Origin of the sequence: Polaribacter sejongensis, assembly GCF_038024065.1 — a bacterium.
GTDB classification, from domain to species: Bacteria; Bacteroidota; Bacteroidia; order Flavobacteriales; family Flavobacteriaceae; genus Polaribacter; species Polaribacter sejongensis.
This window is the reverse complement of record NZ_CP150667.1, coordinates 1,271,935-1,293,590: the sequence shown is the minus strand read 5'-3', so window position 1 is coordinate 1,293,590 and position 21,656 is coordinate 1,271,935. Positions and strand designations below refer to the sequence as shown.

General features: G+C 30.0%; 21 protein-coding genes and 3 tRNA genes. 9 read left to right on the top strand and 15 right to left on the bottom strand.

What is annotated here, in order from left to right:
* Nucleotides 1-30: 30 nt before the first annotated feature.
* From WHD08_RS05365 to WHD08_RS05355, 3 genes are all read right to left on the bottom strand, one after another.
* Entirely contained in the window at nucleotides 31-456 is a 426-nt protein-coding gene (locus WHD08_RS05365) for a DUF2147 domain-containing protein (protein WP_165730405.1), read from the bottom strand.
* Nucleotides 457-547: 91 nt separating this feature from the next.
* Nucleotides 548-1,075: a KdsC family phosphatase gene (locus WHD08_RS05360; RefSeq protein WP_208888936.1), complete on the bottom strand. Its 528-nt coding sequence runs from the start codon at nucleotides 1,073-1,075 to the stop codon at nucleotides 548-550.
* A gap of 61 nt (nucleotides 1,076-1,136) precedes the next feature.
* On the bottom strand, nucleotides 1,137-1,835 hold the full coding sequence (locus WHD08_RS05355) for a Rossmann-like and DUF2520 domain-containing protein (RefSeq protein ID WP_208888937.1): 699 nt from the start codon (nucleotides 1,833-1,835) through the stop codon (nucleotides 1,137-1,139).
* Between the two features lie 75 nt (nucleotides 1,836-1,910).
* Between WHD08_RS05355 and WHD08_RS05350 the strand changes: the two genes are divergently transcribed.
* The gene (locus WHD08_RS05350; RefSeq protein WP_208888938.1) at nucleotides 1,911-3,068 is read left to right on the top strand and encodes a trans-sulfuration enzyme family protein; all 1,158 of its coding nucleotides are present in this window, start codon (nucleotides 1,911-1,913) and stop codon (nucleotides 3,066-3,068) included.
* Between the two features lie 36 nt (nucleotides 3,069-3,104).
* Here the strand turns inward: WHD08_RS05350 and pckA are convergent, their stop codons facing one another.
* Nucleotides 3,105-4,715, bottom strand: coding sequence for a phosphoenolpyruvate carboxykinase (ATP) (gene pckA / locus WHD08_RS05345; protein WP_208888939.1), 1,611 nt, complete (start codon nucleotides 4,713-4,715; stop codon nucleotides 3,105-3,107).
* A gap of 379 nt (nucleotides 4,716-5,094) precedes the next feature.
* Between pckA and bshB1 the strand changes: the two genes are divergently transcribed.
* The 4 genes from bshB1 (at nucleotide 5,095) to WHD08_RS05325 (ending at nucleotide 7,794) form a co-directional block, all read left to right on the top strand.
* Nucleotides 5,095-5,811 (top strand): bacillithiol biosynthesis deacetylase BshB1, encoded by a 717-nt coding sequence (bshB1, locus tag WHD08_RS05340; protein WP_208888940.1) that lies wholly within the window; start codon nucleotides 5,095-5,097, stop codon nucleotides 5,809-5,811.
* A 54-nt stretch (nucleotides 5,812-5,865) separates the two neighbouring features.
* Nucleotides 5,866-5,941 (top strand) — tRNA-His (locus WHD08_RS05335).
* A gap of 247 nt (nucleotides 5,942-6,188) precedes the next feature.
* A complete protein-coding gene (locus WHD08_RS05330; RefSeq protein WP_068451827.1) occupies nucleotides 6,189-7,142 on the top strand; it encodes a transketolase family protein in 954 nt (317 codons plus the stop codon).
* A 49-nt stretch (nucleotides 7,143-7,191) separates the two neighbouring features.
* Nucleotides 7,192-7,794 carry a porin family protein gene (locus tag WHD08_RS05325; RefSeq protein WP_165730416.1) on the top strand — a complete coding sequence of 201 codons (603 nt, stop codon included), beginning with the start codon at nucleotides 7,192-7,194 and terminating at the stop codon, nucleotides 7,792-7,794.
* A 550-nt stretch (nucleotides 7,795-8,344) separates the two neighbouring features.
* On the opposite strand, the gene WHD08_RS05320 is transcribed toward WHD08_RS05325, so the two are convergent.
* Nucleotides 8,345-9,211 (bottom strand): FKBP-type peptidyl-prolyl cis-trans isomerase, encoded by an 867-nt coding sequence (locus tag WHD08_RS05320; RefSeq protein ID WP_208888941.1) that lies wholly within the window; start codon nucleotides 9,209-9,211, stop codon nucleotides 8,345-8,347.
* A gap of 79 nt (nucleotides 9,212-9,290) precedes the next feature.
* On the opposite strand from WHD08_RS05320, the gene WHD08_RS05315 reads away from it, so the two are divergent.
* Nucleotides 9,291-9,671, top strand: coding sequence for an RNA-binding S4 domain-containing protein (locus WHD08_RS05315; RefSeq protein ID WP_208888942.1), 381 nt, complete (start codon nucleotides 9,291-9,293; stop codon nucleotides 9,669-9,671).
* Nucleotides 9,668-10,171, top strand: coding sequence for a phosphoribosyltransferase domain-containing protein (locus WHD08_RS05310; RefSeq protein ID WP_208888943.1), 504 nt, complete (start codon nucleotides 9,668-9,670; stop codon nucleotides 10,169-10,171). The genes WHD08_RS05315 and WHD08_RS05310 overlap by 4 nt, the downstream gene beginning before the upstream one ends.
* Here the strand turns inward: WHD08_RS05310 and WHD08_RS05305 are convergent.
* A complete protein-coding gene (locus WHD08_RS05305) occupies nucleotides 10,163-10,678 on the bottom strand; it encodes a shikimate kinase (RefSeq protein ID WP_208888944.1) in 516 nt (171 codons plus the stop codon). The genes WHD08_RS05310 and WHD08_RS05305 overlap by 9 nt on opposite strands.
* A 97-nt stretch (nucleotides 10,679-10,775) precedes the next feature.
* Here WHD08_RS05305 and WHD08_RS05300 point away from each other — a divergent pair.
* Together WHD08_RS05300 and WHD08_RS05295 are read left to right on the top strand one after the other, a co-directional pair.
* Nucleotides 10,776-10,848, top strand: a tRNA-Lys gene (locus WHD08_RS05300).
* A gap of 48 nt (nucleotides 10,849-10,896) precedes the next feature.
* Nucleotides 10,897-10,980, top strand: a tRNA-Leu gene (locus tag WHD08_RS05295).
* Nucleotides 10,981-11,078: 98 nt separating this feature from the next.
* Here the strand turns inward: WHD08_RS05295 and WHD08_RS05290 are convergent.
* The 9 genes from WHD08_RS05290 to WHD08_RS05250 form a co-directional block, all read right to left on the bottom strand.
* Nucleotides 11,079-11,828, bottom strand: coding sequence for a LytR/AlgR family response regulator transcription factor (locus WHD08_RS05290; protein ID WP_208888946.1), 750 nt, complete (start codon nucleotides 11,826-11,828; stop codon nucleotides 11,079-11,081).
* A 1-nt stretch (nucleotide 11,829) separates the two neighbouring features.
* Nucleotides 11,830-12,675: a metallophosphoesterase gene (locus tag WHD08_RS05285; RefSeq protein WP_208888947.1), complete on the bottom strand. Its 846-nt coding sequence runs from the start codon at nucleotides 12,673-12,675 to the stop codon at nucleotides 11,830-11,832.
* Nucleotides 12,676-12,679: 4 nt separating this feature from the next.
* Nucleotides 12,680-14,701, bottom strand: a complete 2,022-nt coding sequence (locus WHD08_RS05280) for a sensor histidine kinase (RefSeq protein ID WP_208888948.1) — start codon at nucleotides 14,699-14,701, stop codon at nucleotides 12,680-12,682.
* Between the two features lie 189 nt (nucleotides 14,702-14,890).
* Nucleotides 14,891-15,985 (bottom strand): hypothetical protein, encoded by a 1,095-nt coding sequence (locus WHD08_RS05275; RefSeq protein ID WP_165730432.1) that lies wholly within the window; start codon nucleotides 15,983-15,985, stop codon nucleotides 14,891-14,893.
* Between the two features lie 104 nt (nucleotides 15,986-16,089).
* Nucleotides 16,090-16,443: a DUF6686 family protein gene (locus WHD08_RS05270; protein WP_208888950.1), complete on the bottom strand. Its 354-nt coding sequence runs from the start codon at nucleotides 16,441-16,443 to the stop codon at nucleotides 16,090-16,092.
* A gap of 12 nt (nucleotides 16,444-16,455) precedes the next feature.
* On the bottom strand, nucleotides 16,456-18,648 hold the full coding sequence (locus WHD08_RS05265; RefSeq protein ID WP_208888951.1) for a PepSY domain-containing protein: 2,193 nt from the start codon (nucleotides 18,646-18,648) through the stop codon (nucleotides 16,456-16,458).
* A gap of 11 nt (nucleotides 18,649-18,659) precedes the next feature.
* Entirely contained in the window at nucleotides 18,660-19,151 is a 492-nt protein-coding gene (locus tag WHD08_RS05260; protein ID WP_208888953.1) for a DUF2271 domain-containing protein, read from the bottom strand.
* 9 nt (nucleotides 19,152-19,160) lie between these two features.
* A complete protein-coding gene (locus WHD08_RS05255) occupies nucleotides 19,161-20,669 on the bottom strand; it encodes an ankyrin repeat domain-containing protein (RefSeq protein WP_208888955.1) in 1,509 nt (502 codons plus the stop codon).
* A 3-nt stretch (nucleotides 20,670-20,672) separates the two neighbouring features.
* On the bottom strand, nucleotides 20,673-21,575 hold the full coding sequence (locus tag WHD08_RS05250) for a DUF6607 family protein (protein WP_208888957.1): 903 nt from the start codon (nucleotides 21,573-21,575) through the stop codon (nucleotides 20,673-20,675).
* Between the last annotated feature and the right edge of the window lie 81 nt (nucleotides 21,576-21,656).

Genomic DNA, 21,656 nt, shown 5'->3' with positions numbered 1-21,656 from the left:
GAAATTTTGAAAAAAAACTGAAATTATAATTTATATAGCTCTTTCCCAGTAAGTAGTTTTACCGAATAATGAAAGGCCAATATATCCACGAACTTTCAATTTATTTGGTTTAACTAATTCAACATAACTTTTGTATACTTTACCGTTCCTTGGATCTAAAATAGTACCTCCAGACCATTCGTCACCATCTTTTTCTAAACCAGATAAAATATTTAAACCTAAAATAGGCTTGTCTTTATTTTCTCCTTCACATAAACTACAAACAGCAGTTTTTCTGTCAGGATTTTTTATGTCTATTATTTTCGCAAAGGCTTTTCCGTCTTTTTCATAGATTTCTACAACAGAGTCAACTTTACCTGTTTCATCATTTTTAGAATTCCATTTTCCAAAAATGGTTTGTGAACTCATAGAAAAAGAAATAATTAATAGTACGAATGTAAAAAGCGATTTTTTCATGTTTTTATTGTTTTATAAAGACATCGATAAGCGAGGTCTAATTTATTTTAATGGTTTGTAAGTTATCATTTTAAATTTAACAAATATACATTTAGTCATATTTTGCATTAAAATTATTTTCCCATTTTCCTTGAACACGTAAAATTTGTTCAATAACATCTCTTACGCAACCTTCGCCACCTTTTTTGTAAGAAATATATTTAGAAACAGCTTGTATTTCTGGTGCTGCATCATTTGGGCAACAAGGCATTCCAACTAATTTCATTACAGGATAATCAGGAATATCGTCTCCCATATACAACACATTTTCTGGTTTTAAATTGTACTTTTCTACCAATTCGTTGTATTGCTTAATTTTATCGTGAGCGCCTAAATAGATGTCTTTTATACCTAAGTTGGCTAAACGAGTTCTAACTCCTTCGTTTTTTCCTCCAGAAATAATACAAACATTTAAGCCTTTATCTACTGCTGTTTTTAAAGCATAACCATCTTTAATATTCATGTGTCTTACTAATTCTCCATCGGGCATAATTGTAACCATACCGTTGGTAAGTACACCGTCTACATCAAAAATTAAAGTATTTATTTGTGGTAATAATTGTTTGTAACTAATTTCCATATTTATGTTTTATAAAACTTTTAGACGTTGCTAAAAGTGACATTTTTTGTTTTAAATAAATTTAATCAACCGAATTTTGAATTGATTTTGTTAAAAGTTGGTAGATTTCTTGTTGATTTAGATTCAACAAATCTAAATGATTTTTTATTGTTTTTTTATCTTTTCTTACCGCAGGTCCTGTTTGTGCTTTATCTGGTGATAAAGATTCAATTTTAGAAGCAGTTTCTTTAATTAAAGGAAGCAAAACCTCAAAAGGGACTTTATTTTCTGTACAAATATCATTCCCAATTTTATAAAGGTGATTGGTAAAGTTGTTTACAAAGACAGCGGCAACATGCAATGCCTTTCTTTGTTCTGAATCTACTTTGTAAATTTTTTGTCCTATCGATTTTGCAACTGCATCAAGTAATTGTTGGTCTTTTTTATTGGTGGCTTCTAAGCAAAAAGGAACGTCATTAAAATTGACTTCTTTTCCTTTCGAGAAAGTTTGTAGCATGTAAAAAACACCTTTATTATTTTTATTTTTTAACTCATCAATAGCGCATCCACCGGAGGTGTGTACTACAAACTTGTTATTTGTTTTAGAAGAAACTTCAGCAATTGCATCGTCTGAAACAGCAATAATTGTAAGATCTGCTTCTGGGATATTTTCTAATTTTCTAGAACTAATTTGCGTAATAGCAATAGTATCAGCTTTTAAAAAAGCAGTATATAAATGAGTGGCTACATTTCCAGTTCCAACGAGTAATACAGATATCATAAAACGAAGATATTGTTTTTTTTAGTGGATTGCATAAGGAATTACTAAATTAGCAATCATAAAATAATTATAGAAATGAAAGAATCTAAGAAACTAGGAATAAACACGACTTGTGTGCATGTTGGTGAAGTTAAAGACGAACAATATAAAGGAGCAGTTTCTCCAATATATACTTCTACTTCTTATGCTTTTGATGGGGTAGATGTAAAACGTTATCCGCGTTATTTTAATACTCCTAATCAAGAAATGTTGCACAAGAAGATTGCTGCATTAGAAAAAACGGAGGATGCTTTAATTTTTGGTTCTGGTATGGCGGCTATTTCTGCGGCCTTATTTGCTTTTTTACAAAAAGGAGACCATGTAGTTATACAGCAAGTAATTTACGGAGGAACCTATAATTTTATTGTATCAGAATTTGATAAATTCGGAATTGAGTATTCATTTACAGAATCTGATAAAGTAGAAGATTTTAAACCTTTAATAAAAGAAAATACCAAAGTTTTATATATAGAGACGCCTTCTAATCCTTTGTTAGGTATTACAGACATGAAAGCAATTGCTGACTTGGCAAAAGAAAACGGAATTTTAACCATGATAGACAATACGTTTGCATCGCCTATTAATCAGAATCCTATAGATTTCGGAATTGATATTATGTTGCATTCTGCTACTAAATATATGGGAGGACATTCTGATATTTCTGCAGGAGCCATTGCCGCAACTACAGAGCATATTGAGAAAATATGGAAAACTGCCATCAATTTTGGAGGGAATTTAAGTGATCAAACCGTTTGGTTGTTAGAAAGAAGTTTAAAAACATTGAATTTACGTGTAAAAGAACAGACTAAAAATGCGAAAAAAATGGCGGAGTTTTTAGAAAGTAATACAGATATTGATACCGTTTATTATCCAGGATTAAAAAGTCATCCGCAGTATGCGTTGGCTAAAAAGCAAATGAAAGGTTTTGGTGCAATGATGTCTTTTGAATTATCAGCAGGAATTGATGCCATGAAATTTCAGAATCATTTACAATTGATAAAACCATCAATGAGTTTAGCAGGTTTAGAAAGTACAACGGTAAGTCCGGTGCAAACAACACACGCTTTATTAAGTGAAGAAGAACGTTTGTCAAGAGGAATTAAAGATGGATTAATTCGTTTTTCTGTAGGTATTGAAGAGTCAGAAGATCTAATTGAAGATATATTACAAGCAATAAAAAAAGCAAAGAGTTAAACTCTTTGCTTTTAATGTAAAAAGGAATAATAAATTCTACATGTGATCTAATTTGTGGTGTTCATCAATTAATGGACCACCTTCAATAATGTGCTCTGATGCTTCATTTGCAAATTTTTCGAAGTTTAAGTGGAAGAAGTGTGCTAAGTGAATTGCTTTACTAATGTATGCACTTTTGTTTATCCAAGTATTCATTGGGTTTAACATTTCAGTAGGTACGTTAGGGCAATATTTTGGCATAAATAATCCGAAAATTGGGTGTTGTTCAAATTCGATGTTATCTAAACTTCCGTTTAAAATTTCAGTAATCATTGCTCTTGTGTATTTTAATTTAATACGAGAACCAGTTCCGTAAGGACCTCCAGACCAACCTGTGTTAATTAACCAAACATTTACACCTGCTTCAGTCATTTTTTTACTTAACATTTCAGCGTATTTTGTTGGGTGTAATGGCATAAAAGGCTCACCAAAACAAGCAGAGAAAGATGGTACTGGCTCTGTAATTCCTGCTTCTGTACCTGCAACTTTAGCAGTATATCCAGAGATAAAGTGGTATGCAGCTTGTCCAGGAGTTAATTTAGAAACTGGAGGCAATACACCAAAAGCATCTGCAGTTAAAAAGAAAATATTTTTAGGGTTACCTGCGTAAGAAGGTTTTGCAATATTATCTATGTGGTAAATTGGGTAACTTACACGTGTATTTTGTGTAATTGTGCTATCCATATAATCTACATCTCCATCTTTATTGAATACTACGTTTTCTAATAAAGCACCTGGCTTAATTGCTCTAAAGATATCTGGTTCTTTTTCTTCTGATAAATCAATTACTTTAGCATAACATCCACCTTCAAAGTTAAAGATATTGTTTTCTGCTGTCCATCCATGCTCATCATCACCAATTAATTTTCTTTTTGGATCTGCAGATAAAGTTGTTTTTCCTGTTCCAGATAATCCGAAGAAAATAGCTGTATCTCCATCTTCACCAACATTTGCAGAACAGTGCATTGGTAATACATCTCTTTCTACTGGTAACACTAAGTTTAATGCAGAGAAAATACCTTTTTTAATCTCTCCTGTATAAGCAGAACCACCAATTAATGCAATTTTATCAGTAAAGTTAATGATAGAAAAGTTTCCTTGACGAATTCCGTATGCTTTTGGATCATCACAAACATAACCTGGTGCACATAAAACTAACCACTCTTCATCAAAATTAGCTAACTCTTCTTCAGAAGGTCTTAAGAACATGTTAAACACAAATGAACTAGACCAAGGGTATTCTGTTACAGTTCTAATATCTGTTTTGTAAGTTGGATCTGCACATACATAACCATCTCTTACATATAATTCTCTGTTAGATAAGTAATCTACTACATTCGCTTTTAATTTATCGAAGTTTTCTTGAGAAACTGGTTTGTTGGTTTTTCCCCACCAAACTTTGTCTGCTGTATAGTCATCTTTTACAATAAATCTATCTTGAGGAGATCTACCAGTAAATTTACCTGTATTAATAGCTAAAGTTCCATTTTTGGTTTCTTTACCCATTCCTTTTTCAATAGTAATTTTTTGAAGTTCAGCAGGAGATAAGTTCCATTTTACAGTTACGTTTTTTAATCCGTAGGTTTCCATGTTTCTGTTGGTTTCCATAATTTTATATTTATTAATTAATGTGTATTACAATTGCCAATTTGTTGGCTTTTATATTATTGTTTTTCTATACTGTAAAATTACTCACATTATAGAGGTTGTTTTATGACATATATCATACTGGCGCCGAACAGCAGATTTTTATGATAATCCTAACAAAAAGATGTCCACTTTATATAAAATTAAATACGAAAACGTAATAGAAATAATTTCTTATTACGTTTCTTTAAAAAATGATTATTTTTGATGATTCAATTTATTGTTTTGTTATAGATTAATTAATAAAACGATGAATTTGTTGTCTATTTTAAGACAACGGAATGTTTTTTATAGTAAAAACTGATGAAAAATTAATTTATATTAAATAAGTACATTATATATGAAATTAGATATTTTGGCTTTTGGGGCCCATCCAGATGATGTAGAATTGGGTTGTGGAGCTACTCTTGCAAAAGAAATTTCTTTAGGAAAAAAGGTAGGAATTGTAGATCTTACAAGAGGCGAATTAGGTACTCGTGGTTCTGCGGATTTAAGAGATATTGAAGCCGCTAATTCAGCAAATATTTTAGGGGTTTCTGTACGTGAAAATTTAAGGTTTTCTGATGGTTTTTTTACAAACGATAAAGAACATCAATTAGCTGTTATTAAAATGATACGAAAGTACCAACCAGAAATTGTTTTGTGTAATGCTGTAGATGATCGTCATATAGATCATCCAAAAGGAAGTAATTTAGTTTCTGATGCATGTTTTTTAAGTGGTCTTTTAAAAATTGAAACAGAAGTAGGAGGAGAGTTGCAAGAAAAGTGGCGACCAAAATTAGTATATCATTATATACAATGGAAAAATATAACTCCAGATTTTGTAATTGATGTTACCGGATTTATGGATATTAAGAAGAAATCTGTGTTAGCCTACACTTCTCAGTTCTACGATCCGACCAGTAATGAGCCAGAAACACCTATTACAAGTAAGAATTTTACAGATAGTGTAGATTATAGAGCAAAAGATTTAGGAAGATTGATTGGTGTTGAATCTGCAGAAGGCTTTACTACAGAGCGTTATGTGGCTGTAGAAAATTTAAGTAAATTAATTTAATATTTTATTTTGTTGAATTAGAAAAAAGATATATATTTGCAGCCGCAATTATATGGTGGTTGTAGCTCAGTTGGTTAGAGTATCGGTTTGTGGTACCGAGTGTCGCGGGTTCGAGTCCCGTCTTCCACCCAAAAAACAAAGCTTCTTAGAAATAAGGAGCTTTTTTTGTGCCTAAAGTTTTTTCTGATGAGGTTTTATAAAATGAAGAACTATTGGTTTAAAAAATCTAAAAATCAATTTAAAACACTTTTATCTACGCTTTTTATCAAGCTTGCTTGTAATATTTAGAAAAGTCTTTACCTATTATGTGTTTTCTCTTCTCTAAAGTAAAATAAAAGTTTATTTTTACGCAAATTTTACAACACAACAAATTTATAATGAAAAAATACACGTACACAGAAAAAAAAGACACTCGTTCAGGTTTTGGAGATGGTTTAACAGAATTAGGAAGAACAAACCCAAACGTAGTTGCCTTATGTGCAGATTTAATTGGTTCTTTAAAAATGGATCAATTTATTGAAGAAAACCCTGAAAGATTTTTCCAGATAGGTATTGCAGAAGCAAACATGATTAGTATTGCTGCAGGATTAACTATTGGAGGTAAAATTCCTTTTACAGGTACATTTGCTAACTTTTCTACAGGTAGAGTGTATGACCAAATTCGTCAATCTGTGGCGTATTCTGGTAAAAACGTAAAAATTTGTGCATCTCATGCAGGAGTTACTTTAGGAGAAGATGGCGCAACACACCAAATATTAGAAGATATTGGGTTGATGAAAATGCTACCAGGAATGACTGTTATTAATACGTGTGATTACAACCAAACAAAAGCAGCAACAATTGCAATTGCAGATTTTGATGGACCTGTATATTTACGTTTTGGTCGCCCAAAAGTACCTGTATTTATGCCAACAGATGAAAAATTTGAAATTGGTAAAGGAATTCAATTAACAGAAGGAACAGATGTAACTATTGTTGCAACTGGGCATTTAGTTTGGGAATCTTTACAAGCTGCTGAACAATTAGAAGCAGAAGGAATCTCTGTAGAGGTAATTAATATTCATACCATTAAACCTTTAGATGAAGACATTATTTTAAAGTCTGTTGCTAAAACGGGTTGTATTGTTACTGCAGAAGAGCATAATAAATTAGGAGGATTAGGAGAGAGTGTTGCAAGAACATTGGCTTTAAATACACCTACACCTCAAGAATTTGTTGCTACAGATGATACTTTTGGAGAATCTGGAACACCAGAACAATTAATGGCTAAATATGGTTTAGACGCTGCTGCAGTTGTAAAAGCTGTTAAAAAAGTAATTTCTAGAAAATAAAAGCGTTAGTATTTTAAATATCTTTAATAGTAACTTAAAATAATAAATGATGAAGAAAGTAATTTTAATGTTTTGTTTGGCCTTTGGATTTACACAATTGTCAAATGCTCAGGTAGATTTTGGTTTAAAAGCAGGTGTAAACTATAATAATTCAGGAGAAGACTCTTTTAAAAACTCTGCAGAAGATATTGTAGATGGAGGAGCAGAAGCTAAAACTGGTTATCATGTAGGTTTGTGGTTTAGAGGAGATATTCCTGTTTTAGGTGGTTTATACTTACGACCAGAAATTGTTTATACACAAGTTAAGACAGAATTTGAGCAAGCAAGCGGTTCAGATGATTATTCATTTAAGAAATTAGATGTACCTGTTTTGGTAGGTAAAAAATTCTTAGGATTTGCCAATGTTTTTATTGGTCCTTCTTTTCAATACATTTTAGATGATGAAATTAGTTATAAAGAATTTACTTCTGATGAACTTGATAAATTCTCTGTTGGGCTTCAAATGGGGGTAGGAGTAGAGTTTGGTAATATAGGTGTAGATGTACGTTGGGAAAGAGGCTTGACTAACAATGAGGCTAATTTTGTTACAGATAATTTTACCGTAGATAACAGAACAAATCAAATAATATTTGGACTTTCTTTAAAGTTGTAAATAAATACGATATTTAATATTAAAAAGCTCTTGAAATTTTCAAGAGCTTTTTTTGTTTTCTGTTGTTTTCTAATCTAAGTGTAATAGGATTGTTGAGGTTCATTTTGATGTTTATTAGGTATTGGAATCCTCTTTCTATTATTATTTATTCTACGATTTTATAAAGTGGATATTAGGCTACAAGTTGTGCATTTCTGTTTTATTGTAACTTTAGTAATTAGTAACGTTAGTTTATATTGTTTTAATCTAAATGTATCTAAAACAGATTTAAATGGTAATGTTGGTGTAAAACTCTACTCATTTAAAAGCTGTAAACCTTTAGAATTACTATCATTTTTTAGATCAGAAGACCTTTAAAATACGCTGTATTCCATTGATGAGATTATATATGAACAAAGTTATAGAAACCTTTTTTAATGTGCTTATTTAAGTTGTTTTTATCGATTCTATTTCTTAAAGTTTCTTGTCTCGTTATTTTGATGAAAAGTGAAAAATTAGGACAAAAAAAACTCTTAATTTCTTAAGAGTTCTTTGTTTTTTTTTCAATTCCTTAATTAATATCAGGATTTAAGTAATCTGGTAAGTCAGGATTGTTAGGATCGCTAAAATCGTTTGTAGGATCTCCATCGCCATTTGCATCTTCATTTATAGTTGAAACACCATCATTATCATCATCAGCATCAAAATAATTAGGAACAGCATCTAAATCAGTATCATCATCTCTAGGATCTCCATTCCCATCAGGATCTTCCATTATAGAAGGAATTCCATCATTGTCATGATCGGTATCCTTTACAAAATCAAACAAATCAATATAAAAGAAAATACTTTCATTTGCTAAAATACTACCACTTCCTACATTTCCGTATCCCAAGCTAGAAGGAATAAATAAAACACCCTTTCCTCCATTTTCATAAGTAATAGGTCCGTTTTCAGTTACATTGTCTCCGCCTTTAAAGTTCGTAAAACCATGAGACCAACCTCTAATAACAGCATTAAGCGTAAACCATACACCATCGTTAGCGTCAAAAACAGGACTAATGCTATCTGTTGCCACAATTCTTTGACCAGAATACTTTACAAAAACAGAATCCATTACTGTAGGGTAGCCTTTTTCTATATTAGGTGTGCCTTCGCTATTTACATAATAATATAGTTTATAATCTATATCATTTTCAGTAATATCCATGGTTCTTACTGTTTCATAAAGAGGTGTTTGGCCTGCTACTATTGCTTTTACAGAGTCTACAGAAGTATCATAATAATGATTTTCTAAAAACTGAACTAAAGTATCATTGTCTATTAAAGCTTGTGCTTCGTAATCAAAATCATCTACTGCTACAGAACTTGTGTTACTACAAGAATATAGTGCAATTGAAATAATTGCAAATGCAAAAATATTTTTTATTTTATTCATTTAATCTTAAAATTAGAGCGTGCAATTTACCAATTTTATACCTTTGTAAAAAGACAAACGTTGTATTTTAATTATTTTTATGAGAATTGATAAATATTTGTGGTGTATTAGGGTTTTTAAAACAAGAAGTTTGGCTTCTACAGCTTGTAAGAAAGGACAAGTTAAGATAGATAACAAAAGTTTAAAGCCTTCTAAAGAAGTGTTTGGAGATGAATTGATATTCGTTAGAAAAAATCAAATCAATTATCAAATAAAAGTTTTAGATTTACCGGAAAGTAGGGTTGGAGCCAAAATTGTAGATCTTTATAGAAAAGATGTAACGCCTAAAGAGGAGTTTGAGAAAACAGACCTCTTAAAATACGCTAAAGACTACTATAGAAAAAAGGGTACAGGTAGGCCAACTAAAAAAGACAGACGAGATATAGACGATTATCAAGAAGATACAACAGAAGAAATATGACAACATCAGGTAGCATTATATTAAATCAATTGCAAATTTCTCAAAAAATAAGAAGAATTGCGTATCAGATTTATGAAACAAATAGTTCGGAGAAAGAAGTTATTCTTGCTGGTATTGTAGGTAATGGCTTTATTTTTGCTGAAAAATTAATGGAAGTTTTACAAGAAATATCACCTTTAAAAGTAACTCTTTGTAAGGTTAATATTGATAAAAAAAATCCTTTAAAACCTATTACCACTTCTCTAAATGTTGAAGATTATAAAAATAAATCTTTGGTTTTAGTTGATGATGTTTTAAGCTCTGGAACTACGCTAATTTACGGAATTAAGCACTTTTTAGACGTTCCTTTAAAGAGGTTTAAAACAGCTGTATTGGTAAATAGAAATCATAAAAAATATCCTGTTAAGGCAGATTTTAAAGGAATTTCTCTGTCTACTTCTATAAAAGAACATATACAAGTAGAGTTTTCTGCAAAAGAAGCAATTGCTTATTTAGCTTAATAAGTTTTCCAATTCTTCTGCAACTTCTGCTTTAGTTTTATTGTCTATTTTTACAATAGTCTTTGCTTGTTCATAAAAAGGACGTCTTTCAAAAAGGTGCTTTGCAACAAATTCTGGAATTTGATCATCTCCTAAAGAAGCTATTAATGGTCTTTTAGCTTTTTTTCTTATTAGTCTCTCTATCATTGTAGCGGTGCTACCTTGTAAATAGATCGATTTAGCATCAGAATTATTAATTTCTTCCATATTATTTGCATAACAAGGTGTTCCGCCACCTAAAGCAAGGATAAAATCTTTGTCTTTTGCTAGAATTTCTTTCAAATATTTGTTTTCTATCAACCTAAAATAGACTTCTCCTTTGGTTTTGAATATTTCAGAAATAGACATTTTTTCTTTTTCAATAATGTAATCATCTAAGTCTAAAAAATTCATTGACAGCTTTTTAGAAAGACGTTTACCAATACTAGATTTTCCTGAAGCCATATAACCTAAAAGTACTATTTTCATCTATTTGTGTTTTTATGCAAATATCTATAAAAAAAAATCAATTTAATGCTTATTATTCCAATGTTTGATAGTATATTTGCAACCGGTTTACAAAAAAGACCTGGTAGCTCAGTTGGTAGAGCATCTCCCTTTTAAGGAGAGGGTCCTGGGTTCGAGCCCCAGCCCGGTCACAAAGAAAATGTTAAGCAATATGCTTAACATTTTTGCTTTATACAAATGCGCACGTGGCGAAATTGGTAGACGCGCAGCCTTGAGGGGGCTGTGTTCGCAAGAACGTGGAAGTTCGAATCTTCTCGTGCGCACTTAAGTACTTCTTCTATATATCTTGTTTAATTTCTTTTATTTATCTTAAAGTTTACTGGTTTACTGAAATAGCAATAAACAATCCTTATTAGCTCTTTTAGAAAGAATTTAGCACTTCCAGTACTTCAGTTCGTTTTCTTACTGAAACCGGAATATTAGATCCCTCTGTAAGCATTAGATAACCACCATCAGATTTTATAAACTCTTTAATAAAGGTAGTATTTACTAAATGACTTTGGTGTACTCTTAAAAAACCGACTTCCTTTAACATATCTGCATAATATTTTAATGTTTTAGAAACGAGTATTTTTGAATTGTCTTTAAAATAAAAGGTAGTGTAATTATTATCAGACTTACAACGGATTATATTTTCAATATTTACAACAATTATTTTTTCTGAAGTATGTAAAGATATTTTATTAGGCTTATTATTAGGTGCAGTTACAGCTTCTTGCAAAACATGTAGTTGTTCTTTATCTGGCTGAATTTGGCTTTGCGCTTTTTCTATTGAAATAGCCAAGTCTTCATCGGAATACGGTTTTAAGATATAATCGATTGCTGCAAACTTAAATGCTTTAATAGCAAAAGCATCACTCGCAGTAACAAAGATAATTTTCGACTTTAAATCAGGAAAAATTTCAAGAATATCAAAACCTGTTCCGTCTCCTAACATAATATCTAAAAACAAAATATCGGGTTGTTGTTTGCGTAACAATTTTGCAGCTTCTACAACCGATTTTGCTTTTCCAATAATTTTAATCTCTGGATGATTGTTAGAAACATCAGTTGCTAACATTTCCAATGCTACAGGCATATCATCTACTAAAATTGCGGTTAGTTCTTTCATATTATACTTCTTCTTCTAATTCAAAAATAGTTATTTCTGGTCTTACATTTAATCTTACTTGGTGTAAGTTACCGAGTGCTCTATTTATATATAAGGTTCTACCATCATATAGGTCAAATTCTCCAGAAGAGTATCTTTTGTTTTTAACAGGAAGAATAGGTGGGGGTAAAAATGGTGGTTTTACTTGTCCGCCATGTGTATGTCCAGATAAAATCCATCCTTTATAATTATTCCAAACATTTAAGTCGCAAACATCTGGGTTATGGCATAGAACTACATTTGCTTTTTTAGCATCGTATTTATTCATAATATTTACAGGATTAAAATTAGAACCCCAATAATCATCAATCCCAAGAAAATTTAAACCATTAAAACTAACTTCATCGTTTCTTAGGATAGTAATGTTCTCTCTATCTAAAATATTAGATATAGTATCTGCAACTTTTGGTTCTAGCCAATTAATACCATAGTCATGATTTCCTAAAACGCCTGCAGTTCCTAGTTTTCCGTTTACGGCATATTTAAACACTTCTTCTAATTGATCAAATTGTTCTGGTGTTTCATAAGAAACAAAATCCCCTGTGTATACAACAAAATCTGGATTATAAAGTTGTGCTTTTTTAAAAGATTCGATAATGTATTTATAGTCAAATTTATTACCAACATGTATATCGCTAATTTGCATTAACGTTTTCCCTATTAAGTTTTTTGGTAAATTCTTTATAGGCATTTTTATGTTTACAAATTCAAGCCAAAAAGGTTCTATTTGCCAAGAATAAAGTCCACCCACAATACTTGCTCCAACTCCTGTAAGTAAAGTGTTTTTTATAAATTTTCTTCTTTCCATTTTTTTAATAATCTGTTTTTAAAGGAATTTTAAATCCAACTTTGGTTCCTTTTATTTCATTTTTGTCTTTTATTTCTTCAATAGAAAATGAGTTGTATTTTGATAAATGCTGAATTCGTTCTTTGGTAACTTCTAAAGCCACAGATTGATGATTCGATTTTACTTTTTCTTTTTTAGATTGATGAAAACCAATCCCATTATCTTCTATGGTAAAATGCAAGAATCTATTTCTAACTTCAAAAAGAAGTTTGATTTTTGCAGCTGTTTTATTAGGCTGAAAAGCATGCTTAATACAATTTTCTACAAAGGGTTGCAATAACATTGGCGGAATTAAAATTTCTTCTGAATCAATATTATTTAAAGAAGTTTCAATAGTGTACTTAAAAGACATTGAATTCATTTTTTGTTCTAAATCTAAATAGTTTTTTAAGGTATCTATTTCTTCTTGTAAGCTAATTTCTTCTAAACGAGAGTTGTTTAAAACACTTCTTAAAAGTACCGAAAATTGTGAAATAGTTTTATTTAATTCTTTAGAATTTCCAGCATTACCAAGTGCTTTTATTCCGTTTAAAACATTAAAAATAAAATGCGGATTCATTTGCAACTGCAATGCTTTCTGTTCTAAAGTCAGTAAATGATTTTCTACTTTTAAAGTATCAATTTTTTGCTGATTTTTTTTATTCAGTTTTCTTATATGTAGCTCAACAAAAAGCGCTAAAAGCAGACATAAAATTGCTCCACATAATATTATAAACCATGCTTTTTGATAAATAGGAGTGTCAATAAAAAAAGAAAAAGATATTTTTTTACTAAGCAAACTACCTTCTTTAGACTGAACTGTAAATTGATAATTTCCTGCCTTTAAATTTGCGAAATCAACTTTATTTTGAGGACTCCAAGGCGTAAAGTCATTATTTAGTTGATAACGGTATTCGATGTTTTTAGGGTTCTTTAAATCGATTGTTTTAAAAGAAAACGAAATGTTATTTTCATTTGGTTTTAAGGCTAGTTTATTTATGTTTAAAGAGTCTATTGATTTATAATTAACCGCAATATTTTCAATAAAGAGTTTGGGGTTAGCCGTTTCTGTTGTAGAATTGTATTTGTATAAACCTTTGTTTGAACTACCAATCCAAATTGAGTTTTGCTTGTCTTTAAAAACAGTGTTTATTTGGCTGGAAATAAATGCATTGTATTTGTTTATTTTCCTTTTAAAAATGTAGGTGTTGGCATCTAAAATTTCTAACCCATTTTTTTTAGAAGCCACCCAAATTTCATCTTTTACTCTTTTTATGGAAGAAATATTTTCTATTGTTGCGATGTTTTTTAAAACAGTATGATCATCAATAATTTTTAATCCTTGAATTTCTGTTGCTGCAATTAATTGATTGCTGCTTATTAAAAGGGAAGTGGTATTCTCTTCTATAAGTTTATCCATTTTTAAAGGTTTGTATAGTTTATCTATACTCCATAAGCCTTTTATAGAAGCTATGTAAATAATGTCTTTAAAGGAAATAATATCATGAATTATAGAGAAATCTATTTGGTGCTGTATTTCTAAAGGCTGTATTGTGTCTTCTTTTAATTCGCAAACACCTTGTATAGTGGCTAAGATAATTTTATTGCCAATAGATTTTATTTTTAGAATTTCTTTACTTTCAAAAAAGTTAGATTTATTGTGCTGTAAAACCAGAAGTCCGTTTTTTAAACCGATATAAATTTTATCCTTTTCAATAAAAATACAATTTGCATTTTCTTGTTTGTAGTTAGTGAAATTTACACCGTCAAATTTGGAATAACCTTTATCTGTTGCCAGCCATAAATAACCTATTTGGTCTTGCTGAATATCATTTATAGTAGTAGATGGTAATCCATCAGAAATAGAAAAATTTTGTAGCTGTAGGTTTTGTGAGTATGTTTGGTTTATCAGAATAAAAAAAAGAAAAAACAATAAACTCAGTCGGTTCTTAGGCATACCATTTACATAATGACTTAATGAATTTAAAATTTCAAAAAATATTTTCATAATCACAAACTTACTAATTAAAACGCCATTACCTCATTTTTAGTTTTGTGTAATGGCGTTTATTAATTAAAAAAATCTTGAGGTTTTTACCTCAAACCCTTTAAAATTGTCATTCCCGTGAAAATGGGAACCTAAATACAACGTTTTTATATTTTTAAAAACGCTGTATTTCACAATTTCTATTTCAATTTACTTTATAGCATACAAACGTTTGTTATTGGTGTCTGGTTCTATGTGTTTTAAATCTCCATACGGTTTAATTAAGGGTTTTAACACCACCAAACCCGTTGTTCTACCTCTAATAATTAAGGTGCTGTTTTTTCTATTCCATGTCCATCTGTATTTATCTAACGGAATGTTATAATTATTAATCTCTACCATTAATTCTTCGTTTTGCTTAATCCAATCGATCACCTCTTTTTCTGAAGTAAATATCGGCATTTCATTATCTGTATTGTGGTAACCAAACTCCCATTTAATTGGTATAGAGAACTGAGAGGTATACGCATCACCAACATATCTTTCTTCTTCATTATTTAAAGCATCATACCAGTTAATGTCTTTTTCTTCTGGATATTTATTGGCAATCTCTTTAGATAAATCTATTTTTCCTGGCGAATGAGCTGTAGGGTAAAATACATAATAAGGTTGTGCTAAATAATAGTTAGAAAATTTACCACTAAAAATGGTGTAATAAGGAGACGCAATAACTTTAGGTAATGTAGGAGCGGATAAAGCATCTTTTAGCGTTTTTAACAATGCTGTATTTTCAACCAATCCAGAAGCATGAAAAACTATTTTAGTATCTTTATTAACTACATTTTTTAGCGTTGGTAAAGTACCTTGAGTGATCGTTTTTCTTAAAGTTTCTGCGGTAATTTTATCACCTTTAACAATGGTTTCTAAATTCATGCCTTTATACGGATTGCTGTTATTTACAATATGAACATCTCCGTAAGGATTTTTGTTGGCATTTTTATTTAGCCAAACAATTATTTCTTCTAGAGAATATTGTCCGTCTATTATTTTGATGTTTTTCTCTTCAAAATAAGCTCTAGCGTTGGTGTAATAGGTTTCATTTCCTACGTCAAAACCTGCAATAAAAACAATGGGTTCTCTAGAAGTAATTTTTATAGTAGTTTCATCTTTAATGGGAGCAACTTTTTCTGCAAGAACTATTGCTTTATCTTCCTTTATTATTTTCTTATTATCACAACTAATAAACGGACTGCTTAATAAGATAATACCTGCTGCAAATACTGATTTTTTTAATATAGTTTTCATAATTTCTACGTTTTTAAGTGTTAATACACTGTAAAAGTAACGTAGAAGTTGAGGTTGATTTTATCACTTTTAGAATCCGTTGCTTATGAATTAGAATTCGTGTTTTAATTCAAGATTAAACTATAATCAATGTCTGCAGTCGTTATCATTTTACTTCTGTTACCTGTATTAATGCCTAAAAGTATTTTTAATTCTTCAATTTCATAAGAGTCAAAAACCAACACTAAATTCTGATGAAAAGTAGGTACAGGTATTTTTCTTTTTTGTGTTGTGTTTGCGCTATAGTCTAACCAATAAGTAACATCTATTTCTGCAACATATTCTCTAAACTTATTCAGTTGTTCTTTATCAAACTGAAAAAAGATATTATTGAAAACAAGGTTGTAGTTTTTACAATTTTCACAGATTGATATTTCTCCGTTTTTAACGCTTGATATTATTCTAGATTTTTGACACATTTTTTTTAATTTTTAGTAACAGTCAGTTTTTATTTGATTGTTTTCTTTAAATTTATGTAATGAAGATTGTAAATGTTTTTTAGTTATTTCTTCTAATACTTTGGTAACTCCTTTTTCCATGTATATAGATCCACAAATCATAATTAAACCTCCATTATGTATGGTATTTGCAATTAGTGTTCCGTGATTTATTAATAAATCTTGAACATATACTTTCTCTTTTTCTTCTTGAGAATATGCGGCGTGGAAAGAAGTTAGTGTATTATTCTCTAAGGCAGTATGTATATCGTTTTTGTAAATTTTAAAAGACTCTTTTGTTCTTGCCCCCCAAAATAAATGGACTTTAGTTTTTGATTTTTTTTGATGAATCATTCCTAAAAAGGGAGCAATTCCTGTTCCGTTTGCAATTAAAATAACTTCTTTTGTTTTCTGCGGAAGGCGGAATGCCACATTTTTTTGAATGTTGGCGATCATTGTATCTTCTTTATGTAAACTGTTGATATACTTAGAACAAAGTCCGAACTCATGTTTTTTGATACTTAATAGAATGGTGTCGTCTACTTTGGCTATAGAGTACAAACGACTTCTGGTTTCATTTTTTGGAGTGATAGAAAGTAAATCACCAGATTCGAATTTTGTTTTTTTAGTTGATTTTAATTGTATTAAAAAAGTTTCATCAATATTAATTTCTGTTTTACGCACCACTTTAAACTCTTGTTCCTTTTTCTTAGAACTGAGAAGGTTTTCTGAGGTGATGGTAAGTTCCATTTTGTAGAAAGCATTCCATTCTTGTAACCATTGGTCAAAATCAGAAAAAGACTGATTATTCACTTTAAAAATAGGTAAAGTAGGCGTGAAGTTGTCTTGCAGCTGTAAGTTTGCATGTACTAAAATAGCAAACTTGCAATACTGTGTATATTCTTTAGAACCAAAACCAACTACAGAAAAATTTAAAATATTCTGTTGTTGTACTTTTTCAATTTTTTGAATGAATTTAGTCGCGTTTATGGGCGCTTCTCCTTCACCATAAGTTGCAGCGAATATAATAATGTTAGTAGCTTTTTTATAAGTTGTATATTGGTTTAATTCTGATAAAAAAACTCGTTTTCCAGATGTAGTTAATGCATTGTAAAACGCAGTTGCAAAGTTAAAGGTACTTCCTGTTTCCGAACCAACAAGAATTATATATTCGGCTTCGTCTTTAGTAAATTTATTTTTTACCAAGCTAGTTTTCTTCCTTCTTTTTAAAGTCATGGCAAAGCCAGAAAAGATAAAGAATAGAATAGCAAAACAAGAAAGTAATAATACAAAAGACCATAAAATAGAGCCTTTTCCGGTATGAAGTAACAAGCTATAATAAGCACCAAAAGTTACTAAAGGTTGTTTTTTTAGGCTAATAATTTGCCCCGTAATTTGATTTACAGCAACTTCTTTATCTGTAAGTTTTACGTAATAATAATCTTCTTCGTCTTTAGAAAACGGGAATTCTATACTTTTAACTTCATCTAATTTTGTAGACTGAAAAAAATCAATACTAGCATTGTTTTGTTGTGTCTTGTTTTGTGCAATTTCTACATGTTTACTGTTATCTTTTGGCAATACAGAAAAACGATCTAAAGATAAATATACACCTGTTAATGTAATTATTATAATAGGTATTAACGTGTATCTACCAATAATTATATGATAATATTGATTAAAATCTTCTTTAATTATTTTAGAGAATATTTTAGAAAAACCTCCTTGTCTTTTTGCAATTAAAATAACGCCAGTTATACTAATTAATAAAAGTAAAAAAGAAACAAAACCAATAATAAACCTACCCGTAGATTTTAAAAATAATGAACGATGTAAATTTGTTGCAAATTCAAAAATTGGTTTTTTTTGTACAATTTCACCAACTTTTTCTCCCGTTTTGGGGTTGATATAAAAAGTATCGCTTTTACCGTTTTTTAAAACAACATTTGCAGCTACAAAACCATTTTCATCAACATCTAAAGTAATAACTTCATCATAATTTTTTTGTAAAACAGCAATGGTTTCTTGAATAGAAACTGTATTAATATCTACAACATCATAAGGAGAAAGTTTATCAGAAATTGGTTCAAAAGCTAAGATAATACCAGTTATAGAAGCTAGTACAATAAATAAGGTAGAAGATATAGCCAACGTTAAGTGGCTATATCTCCAAATGGAAATCGTCATTATAAAATTTTTTATTGTGGCATTATTCTTATGTAACGAATAAATCCTTTTCCTTCAACTTTAGATTTAACGTTTTCTGATGTTAATTCAAATTCTACATCATCTTTGTAATATTCTTGATTCTCAACAGAAGTTTCAAAGCGAATTTTATATCCAGCATCAATTTTACTGTCATCAATTTTTACAACACTAATAGCACGTTCTCCTCCGCTAATTGTTGCTCCTGTAATGGCGTCAATATCGCTACGTTTTGTCCCTTGAAATTTCCACCATTCTTCAAGGTTAGAGTACCACTCATCATCGTCTCCCAGCACATTTAGGGTTTCTTCATATTCTCCATCAGAATTTATTAGAGAAATTACAATATAAGCTCCTTCTCCGGTGTAATTGGTTAACTGAATCATACATTTGTATGAACTTGTTTCGCTACTTTTAAAACTGAATAATGCAAATGCGATTGCAATTATAATAGGTGTTATTTTAAATATATTTCTAGTTTTCATTCTTCGTTTTTATTTTAAAAATTTAATATCAGTATTTTTTAATAACTCATTTTCCAAAGCTAAATCATAAGTAGATTCTTCAAATTCGTTTTTTATATTTTTATCTGCACCAATACTTAATAAATAATTGATAATTTTAGTGTCTTTAGATTTCATAGCTGCTAAGTGCAGTACCGTATAACCTTCGTTATTTTTTGTATTTACATCAATGCTATAAGAATTTACTTCTTTTAATAATTTGATGTTTTCATTATCTAAAGCAAAATGAAATAATGTGTTGTTACCACCCTGAATTTGGTTTAATTTTAATCCGTTTTTAACAAGTAGATTCTTTTTTGGAGCAAAATCATTATTTCTTCTTTCGTTGTAACTATTAAGCAAATAATACGCTAAAGTATTTCCGTCTTTGTCAGTTACATTTATGTTCGCTTTTTGGTTAATTAGATAGGCCACAACATCACTAGAGTTTCTTTCTACAGCTATTGAAAGAGCAGAGTTTCCTTGTTTGTTTGTATGATTAATATCCTTTGTTTTTTCAGCTAAAAAAGTAATAATTTCTAAAGAATTTCTACCAGTTGCGTTTAATAAAGGTGTGTTTCCTTCTTTATCAGCATGATTGATATCAACATTTTTACTTAAAAAATAATTAAAAGTAGCAATGTCTTTATTACCAGAAGCTAAAAAATGGAATGCATTTTGTCCGTCATTATTAGTAACATTTGGGTCAAGACCTAAGCTATTTAAGTATTTAAAAAAGGCTAAAGAATTGTAACCGCCACGGCCACCTCTTGTCGCTAATAAAAGTGCATTTTCACCATTTTTATTTAAGTTTTTATATGGTAAACCTTTCTTTATTAATAAGTTTAGCATTTCTTTATTTCCTTTTTTAGCAACATAATTAAATGCACCGTTTCCATCATTATCAGTGCTGTCTAAAGCCAATCCTTTTGATGTAAAATAATCTAGTAAATCTAAGTTTTTTAATGAAGGAAGTAATAAGAGTAAAGCGTTTGCACCGTGTCCGTTGGTGTCAGTTGCAATGTCTAATCCGTTTTTTATCAATAAATCATACATTTTAGTATTTGTAACTCCTGCATTTGCAGCAAATGTTAATGGAGAGTATTGATGAGAATCTTTTAAGGTTAAATCGGCATTATTTTCAATCAAATAGGTAACTAATTCTAAGTTATCTAAATAAGCAGCCCAAAAAACATATGTTCTCTTGTCATGTGTAATTTTGTTAACATCATTTCCTTCTTTAGAAAGTAGATATTTAATGGATGCATTTGGTGCTTTTTGTAAAATGGCATATACTACACCATCAAAACCACCTTTATTGGCTTCACTAGGATTGTTGCCTTGTGCAATTTTTTGATCAATAACTTCGATACTTGGGTTTGTACCCCAAAAATCTCTATCTAAAAATACATTTGATTGTTGCTGTTGCTTTCTTTGTGCTACAGCTACTGTGCTTATAAATAATATTGCTACGAGTACTACTAGTTTAATTCTTTTCATTTTTTATTTTTTTACAAATGATTCTATTATGGTGTTAATTTCTTCTTCTTTTGTTATTTCATCAGAAAATAAATGTTTGTATAATTCTTTAAACTCAACCTTAGTTTCTAAAGATAAATTGGTGTTTCTACCATAAACTTCGTTCCATTTATTTCTTACTAATTGCCATTTGGTGTTGTTTTTTTGCCACCAATCTGCTGCTGCCTTACATTTGCTGTCTGCAACTCTTACATAAGTATTGTATCCTTTTTCTTTAGCTAAAACAACGTCTTCTTTTCCTGCTTCGCGAATTATTTTACTATTGTCTTGGTCATGTACCCAACCATAATTGGTTATTTCATGTCTATTACCTCTTAACGTAATATTGTAATCACTTCTTTTGGTGTATTCTCTTCTTGGTAATGGAGCCGTTGTTGTGTTTTCCCAATAGCTTTTTCCATCTACATGAACCCAAGAACCAGATCCTTCATAACGCGGACTATCATCTACTTGATATACTTTTTGTGTCCATTGTTTTTTAACATCTTTTTTGTCTTTTTGTTCAAAAACCCAATTGTTATCCCCATTATACATGTAAAAATCAGTGTTTTGGTATTCCCAATCTTGTCTCCAATGTTTTATAATCATCGGTTTTGCTGGGTTACCAACTTGTAGTAAATGTTGAATTGATATTTTGTTATTATTATCCTCTACCAAACCAGCCCATTCTAGGCCTTTATCTACTTTAGTTTTAGAAGGTCTATAAGTGGAGTCTTTACTATAATTAAAAGTTTCAGCAAAATTGAAGGTTACTTCAAAACAACCACACATTTCTTTTATCGCATTTTGATCTTTCTTTTTCTTGCTTTGTGCATTTACAGAAATGGAAAGGAAAAGTAGTAGTGTACTCAATAATAGTTTATTCATTTTTAAAAATTTTTGGTTATAAATATTTTGACAAAAATATACATTTTATTTAGACTGATTAAAAATAAGATATATATTTGT

What these genes read in the sequence shown, in the direction of transcription:
- WHD08_RS05365 (WP_165730405.1), bottom strand. Translation starts at nt 456, where the DNA reads ATGAAAAAATCGCTTTTTACATTCGTACTATTAATTATTTCTTTTTCT.
- WHD08_RS05360 (WP_208888936.1), bottom strand. Translation starts at nt 1,075, where the DNA reads ATGGAAATTAGTTACAAACAATTATTACCACAAATAAATACTTTAATT.
- WHD08_RS05355 (WP_208888937.1), bottom strand. Translation starts at nt 1,835, where the DNA reads ATGATATCTGTATTACTCGTTGGAACTGGAAATGTAGCCACTCATTTA.
- WHD08_RS05350 (WP_208888938.1), top strand. Translation starts at nt 1,911, where the DNA reads ATGAAAGAATCTAAGAAACTAGGAATAAACACGACTTGTGTGCATGTT.
- pckA (WP_208888939.1), bottom strand. Translation starts at nt 4,715, where the DNA reads ATGGAAACCAACAGAAACATGGAAACCTACGGATTAAAAAACGTAACT.
- bshB1 (WP_208888940.1), top strand. Translation starts at nt 5,095, where the DNA reads ATGAAATTAGATATTTTGGCTTTTGGGGCCCATCCAGATGATGTAGAA.
- WHD08_RS05330 (WP_068451827.1), top strand. Translation starts at nt 6,189, where the DNA reads ATGAAAAAATACACGTACACAGAAAAAAAAGACACTCGTTCAGGTTTT.
- WHD08_RS05325 (WP_165730416.1), top strand. Translation starts at nt 7,192, where the DNA reads ATGAAGAAAGTAATTTTAATGTTTTGTTTGGCCTTTGGATTTACACAA.
- WHD08_RS05320 (WP_208888941.1), bottom strand. Translation starts at nt 9,211, where the DNA reads ATGAATAAAATAAAAAATATTTTTGCATTTGCAATTATTTCAATTGCA.
- WHD08_RS05315 (WP_208888942.1), top strand. Translation starts at nt 9,291, where the DNA reads ATGAGAATTGATAAATATTTGTGGTGTATTAGGGTTTTTAAAACAAGA.
- WHD08_RS05310 (WP_208888943.1), top strand. Translation starts at nt 9,668, where the DNA reads ATGACAACATCAGGTAGCATTATATTAAATCAATTGCAAATTTCTCAA.
- WHD08_RS05305 (WP_208888944.1), bottom strand. Translation starts at nt 10,678, where the DNA reads ATGAAAATAGTACTTTTAGGTTATATGGCTTCAGGAAAATCTAGTATT.
- WHD08_RS05290 (WP_208888946.1), bottom strand. Translation starts at nt 11,828, where the DNA reads ATGAAAGAACTAACCGCAATTTTAGTAGATGATATGCCTGTAGCATTG.
- WHD08_RS05285 (WP_208888947.1), bottom strand. Translation starts at nt 12,675, where the DNA reads ATGGAAAGAAGAAAATTTATAAAAAACACTTTACTTACAGGAGTTGGA.
- WHD08_RS05280 (WP_208888948.1), bottom strand. Translation starts at nt 14,701, where the DNA reads ATGAAAATATTTTTTGAAATTTTAAATTCATTAAGTCATTATGTAAAT.
- WHD08_RS05275 (WP_165730432.1), bottom strand. Translation starts at nt 15,985, where the DNA reads ATGAAAACTATATTAAAAAAATCAGTATTTGCAGCAGGTATTATCTTA.
- WHD08_RS05270 (WP_208888950.1), bottom strand. Translation starts at nt 16,443, where the DNA reads ATGTGTCAAAAATCTAGAATAATATCAAGCGTTAAAAACGGAGAAATA.
- WHD08_RS05265 (WP_208888951.1), bottom strand. Translation starts at nt 18,648, where the DNA reads ATGACGATTTCCATTTGGAGATATAGCCACTTAACGTTGGCTATATCT.
- WHD08_RS05260 (WP_208888953.1), bottom strand. Translation starts at nt 19,151, where the DNA reads ATGAAAACTAGAAATATATTTAAAATAACACCTATTATAATTGCAATC.
- WHD08_RS05255 (WP_208888955.1), bottom strand. Translation starts at nt 20,669, where the DNA reads ATGAAAAGAATTAAACTAGTAGTACTCGTAGCAATATTATTTATAAGC.
- WHD08_RS05250 (WP_208888957.1), bottom strand. Translation starts at nt 21,575, where the DNA reads ATGAATAAACTATTATTGAGTACACTACTACTTTTCCTTTCCATTTCT.